The organism is Shinella zoogloeoides, assembly GCF_003574625.1.
GTDB lineage: Bacteria > Pseudomonadota > Alphaproteobacteria > Rhizobiales > Rhizobiaceae > Shinella > Shinella zoogloeoides_A.
Genome location: NZ_QNUJ01000002.1, coordinates 545,334 through 551,333 on the forward strand (window position 1 = coordinate 545,334; position 6,000 = coordinate 551,333).

General features: G+C 66.4%; 6 protein-coding genes. 4 read left to right on the forward strand and 2 right to left on the reverse strand.

Annotated elements, in window-relative coordinates; translation table 11 throughout:
- Nucleotides 1–2 precede the first annotated feature (2 nt).
- Together DSD28_RS06025 and DSD28_RS06030 are read left to right on the forward strand one after the other, a co-directional pair.
- Complete coding sequence (locus DSD28_RS06025; protein ID WP_119255429.1) at nt 3–974, forward strand: amino acid ABC transporter permease; 972 nt, start codon at nt 3–5, stop codon at nt 972–974.
- On the forward strand, nt 964–1,851 hold the full coding sequence (locus DSD28_RS06030) for a DMT family transporter (protein ID WP_119255430.1): 888 nt from the start codon (nt 964–966) through the stop codon (nt 1,849–1,851). The genes DSD28_RS06025 and DSD28_RS06030 overlap by 11 nt, the downstream gene beginning before the upstream one ends.
- Before the next feature lie 3 nt (nt 1,852–1,854).
- Here the strand turns inward: DSD28_RS06030 and DSD28_RS06035 are convergent, their stop codons facing one another.
- The gene (locus DSD28_RS06035) at nt 1,855–2,682 is read right to left on the reverse strand and encodes a PfkB family carbohydrate kinase (protein WP_119255431.1); all 828 of its coding nucleotides are present in this window, start codon (nt 2,680–2,682) and stop codon (nt 1,855–1,857) included.
- 139 nt (nt 2,683–2,821) lie between these two features.
- Complete coding sequence (locus DSD28_RS06040; protein ID WP_119255432.1) at nt 2,822–3,835, reverse strand: SIS domain-containing protein; 1,014 nt, start codon at nt 3,833–3,835, stop codon at nt 2,822–2,824.
- 196 nt (nt 3,836–4,031) lie between these two features.
- Here DSD28_RS06040 and DSD28_RS06045 point away from each other — a divergent pair, with 196 nt between their 5' ends.
- Together DSD28_RS06045 and DSD28_RS06050 are read left to right on the forward strand one after the other, a co-directional pair.
- Complete coding sequence (locus DSD28_RS06045) at nt 4,032–4,763, forward strand: GntR family transcriptional regulator (RefSeq protein ID WP_119255433.1); 732 nt, start codon at nt 4,032–4,034, stop codon at nt 4,761–4,763.
- A gap of 106 nt (nt 4,764–4,869) precedes the next feature.
- A complete protein-coding gene (locus DSD28_RS06050) occupies nt 4,870–5,766 on the forward strand; it encodes a CHAD domain-containing protein (RefSeq protein WP_119255434.1) in 897 nt (298 codons plus the stop codon).
- The last annotated feature ends 234 nt before the right edge of the window (nt 5,767–6,000 follow it).

Consider the following 6,000-nt stretch of genomic DNA (forward strand, 5'->3'; position numbering starts at 1 on the left):
CCATGATCGGCCGACTGATACTTACCTATCCCGAAGCCTCGCGCAGGGCGGGCGGGCTGCTGATCCTCGCCATCGTCGTGGCGGTGCTCTATTCCCTCGGCATCAGCTCCGCCTGGATCGGCCATGTCCTGCCGTCCTCGGCAAACTGGCTCGGGGAAAACCCGACCGCCGGCCGGCTCGTCTCCGCCCTGCTGATCGCGCTCATCGTCGCGGCCAACTGGAAGGCGCTGCGCCAGCTCTCCCGGCGCCAGCAGGTGATTGGCGTCTGGATCGAGCTCTTCGCGCTCCTGATGCTGTTCTTCTATTCCTTCGATCTCTCCTTCGCCTTCATCGCCAAGAAGATCGGCTTCCTCATCACCCAGGGCGTGACGACGACGCTCTACATTTCCGCGATCTCCATCGTCATCGCCACGGTGATCGCTCTGGCGGGCGCCATCGCCAAGCTGTCGAGCAACGGCGTCATCTACGGCCTTGCGACCTTCTACACCTCGCTCTTCCGGGGCCTGCCGCTCCTGATGCAGATCTACATCATCTATCTCGGCCTGCCGCAGGTGGGCTATGTGATCAGCGCGGTGCCGGCCGGCATTCTCGCGCTGTCGCTCTGCTACGGCGCCTATATGACGGAAATCTTCCGCGCCGGCATCCAGAGCATCAATCGCGGCCAGACCGAGGGCGCGACGGCGCTCGGCCTCAGCCCGAGCCAGACCATGGCGCTCGTCATCCTGCCGCAGGCCATGCGGGTGATCATTCCGCCGACCGGCAACCAGTTCATCGCGATGCTGAAGGATTCCTCGCTCGTCTCCGTCGTCGGCGTCTGGGAAATCATGTATCTCGCCCGCACCCAGGGCCAGACCGAGTTCCGCCACATCGAGATGCTGATCACCGCCTCGATGATCTACTGGGTCCTGTCGATCTGCCTGGAATACGCCCAGTCCCGCATCGAGGAACGCTTCGGCCGCTTCAATGTCCGTTGACATTCCCGCAGGTGAAGGCGACGGCGCACCGCTGGTGCCGTCGAACGGCCGCGGCGCACTGCTCGTGCTCGCGGCCTTCGCCATATTCTCGGCGACCGATGCCATCGTGAAGATCATGGCCGTGGCGATCCCCGCGCCGCAGGTGACGTTCCTCGTCACCGCCGCAGCCCTCGTGCTGCTCCTTCTCCATGCGCTCGCCACCGGCCGCACGCGCCGCCTCGTGCCGCGCCAGCCGGCGCTCGCCTTCTGGCGGGCGCTCCTGCTCGCGCTCGATACGCTGCTGATCCACTATTCCTTTGCGCGCCTGCCGCTGGCGGAAGCCTATCTCATCGCCTTCCTGACGCCGATCCTCGTCGCGGTGCTGGGTTTCTTCCTGCTGCGCGAACGGCTTTCCGCCATCGGCTGGGTCGGCGTGCTGGTCGGCTTCGCCGGCGTCGTGGTGGCGCTGAAGCCGGGCGTCGCGCCGCTCAATCTCGGCCATGCGGCAGCCTTCGGCTCGGCGGTCTTCTTCGCCTTCTCGCTGATCCTGCTGCGCCGTGCCAAGCTGGCCGAGACGGACGAGGCGCTCGTCGCCAGCGTGCTCGTGGTGATGGCGCCCGTCGCCCTCGCCGTGGCGCTTGTCTCAGGCGGCCTGGTGGCGGTCGGCAGTCCGGCCCTTGCCTATGCGGCGGCCGGTGGCGCGATGATGCTGGGCGGCCATGCGCTGCTGGTGCGCGCCTTCCGCGTCGGCGAAGCCTCGGTGGTCGCGCCGTTCCAGTACAGCCAGATCATCTGGGGCTGCCTTTACGGCGTGTTCCTCTTCGCGACGCCGGTGGAGATGCACACGCTCTTCGGCGCGGCGATCATCATCGTCTCGGGCTGGCTCGTCCTGAAATGACGGTCAGAACGGCTGCGGTTCCTGCGGGAACCCGCCGACATGGGTGCAGGTCAGCGCCGCCCGGTCGCGGCCGGCTGCAAGGCACGCGGCAAGCGGCAGGCCGCCGATGCGCGCGGCGAGAAAACCGGCGATGAAGCTGTCGCCCGCGCCGGTCGTGTCGACCACGCCGACCGTCCGGATGCCCGCCTCGACGCGGGTCCTGCCGTCGCTTGCGACCGAGCCCTTGCCACCACGGGTGACGACGGCGAGCGGCACGCATTCGTCGAGAAGGCGCTTCAGCAGAGCTTCGCAAACGTCGTCGTCGTCGCCTGCCGAAGCGAAGGCGATGGAAAGGCCGCCGGTGCCGAGATTGGCCGGATCGGCATTGACGGAAATATCCTGCGAGACGCTGACGCCGGCTTCCGCAAGCGTCCGGCGGAGCGCCCCGCCATCGTCCATCCAGCCGATATGCACATGGTCCATCGTCCTGAGGACGGCAATGTCGTCGGCATCCGGCCGGTAGCCGGCGCAAACCCCGAAATCCTCATGGACGAAGACGCGGTCGCCGGAGGCAAGGGTCTCGATATCCGTATAGGCTGTCACCCCGGGACGCACCTGAAGATGCGTGACGTCCACGCCGTTTTCCGAAAGAAGGCGCCGCGTATGCCGCCCGGCCCCGTCCGGCCCGACCGCGCCGAAATAGAAGGAGACCTGATCGAGACGGGCAAGCTGCACGGCGACATTCACCGCATTGCCGCCCACGAACGACTGGCTGCCGGAGGCCTGCGGACCGGACGGGCGGAAGCGGTCGATGCAATTGTCGCCGACGGCGGCGAAGCGGAAGGTCGTCATGCTGGTCTCTTCCAAGGCAATGTCAGTGAGGGTACGGCCGAAGCTTTCCCGCGATAACGGGAAACGCCAGGGACGGTAAAGCCGCGAATGCGCTGTCCTGCATTCGCGGCTTCGGATGGCCGGGCGCCGGGCCGCTATATCAGTAGGCGACGCGCTTGTAGTAGCGGCGCGTGGTCAGCGGATGGTTGCGCATGACCTCCAGATGGGCGCTGATGCGCTCGAGCACGGTCGCGAGCAGCACCGGCGAGACGAACCCGCGCACCTCCGGGGAGACGCCCGGCAGGTCGAATTCGGCGGTGTCGAGCACGGTCAGCTTGTCGGTATAGCTTGGCGCGAAGTTCTGCACGCGCTCGGCGAGCGGGCGCAGGGCATCCTCGCCCTTGAAGAGGATGACGCTGACGCCCTTTTCCACCAGCTCCAGCGTGCCGTGGAAGAAGTCGGAGGCGTGCACGGGGCGGGTGCGGATCCACTGCATCTCTTCCAGGATGCACATGCCGTAGTAGAAGGCCTCCGGCCAGACATTCCCGGCGCCGGTGACGATGTGGTAGTCGGAGCCCGCCAGCACCTTCGCGAAGGCTTCCGCCTTCGGCTCGTAGGCGCGCTTCACCTCCAGCAGCAGTTCCGGCATGCGGGCGAGCTCGGCGACGATCTCGTCGTGGTTCTCGATCTCGCCGCGATGCTTCAGGACGGCGAGCGCGATGAAGAGGGACTGCAGGTAGAAGGATTCGCAGGACGTGTCGTCCTCGGCGAAGTTCACGAAGACATGGTCCCCACCCTTGCCGAGAGGCGTTTCCTCATGGCCGACCAGCGTGAGGACGGTCGCGCCGGTTTCCTTGAGCATGGCGAGGAGGGCGACGCTCTCCTTCGTCGTGCCGGAGAGCGAGGGCATGACGACGATCGACTTTTCCGTCAGGTTCGCCGAGCCGGTGAGGGCGAGTTCCGCCGGCATGTCGATGAAGGCGGGAAAGCGCGAGCGGCGCTGCAGAAGCTGGGCCGCCGGCTGCATCAGGATCGCCGCGCCGCCGGTGCCGAGGAAGAAGATATTCTCCGCACCCGCGGCAAGGCAGGACGCGGTCACCGTCTCCAGCCGCTTCTGCAGCCCGACGGCGCCCGACTGGATGCGAAGGAACCTCTGTTCGTCAAAATTCAGCATGTCTGCCCCCGAATAGGAATGAAAGATAGTTGTAAGACAACTGACATCATGGAGAGACCGTGTCAAGCCGGGTCGCGGAGGGGAAATGCCGGAAGAGCACCATATTGCGCAGGCATGCCGGGAAGCGCTTAGCGCTTGACCACCCAGGATTTGTCAGACAAGAAAAGCGAAGAACAATCAATCAACGAGGCATGCGGTGGACGAACCCCTTCGCGATTCGCGCACGCTCGCCGTCCAGCTCAGGGACCGGATCGCCGATCTCATCCGCGAGGAGGGGCTGAAGCCGGGCGACAAGCTGCCGACCGAGGCGCAGCTCACTCAGCGCTTCCACATTTCGCGGCCGGCGCTGCGCGAGGCGCTGAAGCTTCTCGAGCAGGACGACGTGATCTATGTCGAGCATGGCCGCGGCCGCTTCGTCTCGGCGCTCGCCGCCGTCCAGGTCGACCGGCCGATCACCGTCTTCGAGAGCGTCACCGACATGGCGCGCCATTACGGCTACCGCACGCTCAACAAGGTGCTCTCCATCGCCGAGGAAGCGCCGGACAAGCGGGTCGCGGAAAGCCTGCGGCTCGGGCCGGCCGACCGCGTGATCCGCATCGAGCGCATCCGCCTGCATGAGGACGAGCCGATCCTCTACTGCATCGACTACGTGCCGCGCAGCATCGTTGCCGGCCGCCTCTACGACATCGACTGGAGCGGCTCGCTGATGGCGCTTCTGGAGGAGCACGGCAACCGCCCGCGCATGTCGGCGGCGAGCGTTTCCTCCGTGATGCTGCCGGACGACGTGGTCGAGCGCCACGACCTGCGCGATTTCGGCCCGGCGCTGCTCATCACCGAGACCTGTTTCAACGCGGCGGGCGAGCCGGTGAACTATGCCATCGATTATCACCGCGGCAGCCATTTCTCGTTCAGCCTGACGCGGAAATGAGACCATAGGCCCTTGCCGGTTCCGTGCGGCTTTCGACTTCAGGAAGCATCCCGGCAGGAAACATGCTATCGGCGAAGCGAACCGATATTTGCCGAAAGACGCCCGCATGATCATTCGTCTCGATCCTTCCATGCTGTCGGCCGCGCAGTTGCGCGGCGGCGCTGAAAAGGCGCTGGACGATATCGTCGTCCTCCTCACCGAGCAGCCGGGCGGCCTGCACCATGCCGTGCACGAGGCCCGGCGGGCCCTCAAGCGCCTTCGCGCCTTCCACCGCCTTTTCGCGGAGGGCGACCGTGCCTTCTTCCGCCACCAGAATGCGCGCCTGCGCGATGCCGCCCGCCTCCTCGCCGAAGGGCGCGAGGTCGTCGCGCTTGCCGAGACGGGGGAGTGGCTGGTGACGGAGGCGCGCAAGCCCCAGGAGGCGGCGCTCTTCAAGCGGGTGGCCGCCGTTCTCGCCGCCCGGCGCGAGGCCATGGATCAGACCGCGCTCGAGGCCCATGTCGCGCAGGTCATCGCTGCCTGCCGCAAGATGCGGGATGCCCTTACGGATTTCGACCTGCCGGACGGCCGGCGCAAGCTGGCGAAGATCGTGGCGCATGGCTGGAAGCGCATCCTCACGCGGGGCAACGGGGTGGTCCTGTCGGTTGCCGGCGGCGGCAAGGGCTTTCACGAATTGCGCAAGAGCGCCCAGACCCTCAATGCCTGCCTCATTCTCCTAAGGCCGCTGTGGCCGCAGGCGATGCTCGCCCGCCAGGAAATGCTGCGCCCGATCATCGCGGCGCTCGGCCGCGAAAACGACCTTGCGGGCCTCGCCCTGCTGATGGAGCGCTCCCCGCAGGATTTCGGCGAGCCTATCGAGCAGGTCGTCCTGCAGCGGCTCATTGCGCAGCGGCGCGAGGCGCTCCAGCGCACGGCCCTGCAGCAGGCCGAAAGCGTCTTCGCCATCAATGCGAAAGAGGATGCGAGCCGCATCGCGCTTCTCTGGGAAACGCTGTCCCGCTGAGGCGAGCCGGGCTGCATGTCGCATGACGAACACGAATATTCCCGGCCGCGGCATGCGCCCGCGGCGCGAACCTGTTATGGAAGGCTGCGCGTCGCGCATGAATTTCCATGAATGACCAGAACGGAGCTGACGATGGTTTCCACTTCCGATCTCAAGGCAGGCCTCAGCGCCGTCACCGCCGCCGATGCGCCGGCGGCCATCGGGCCCTATTCGCAGGCGATCGCCGTGAACGGC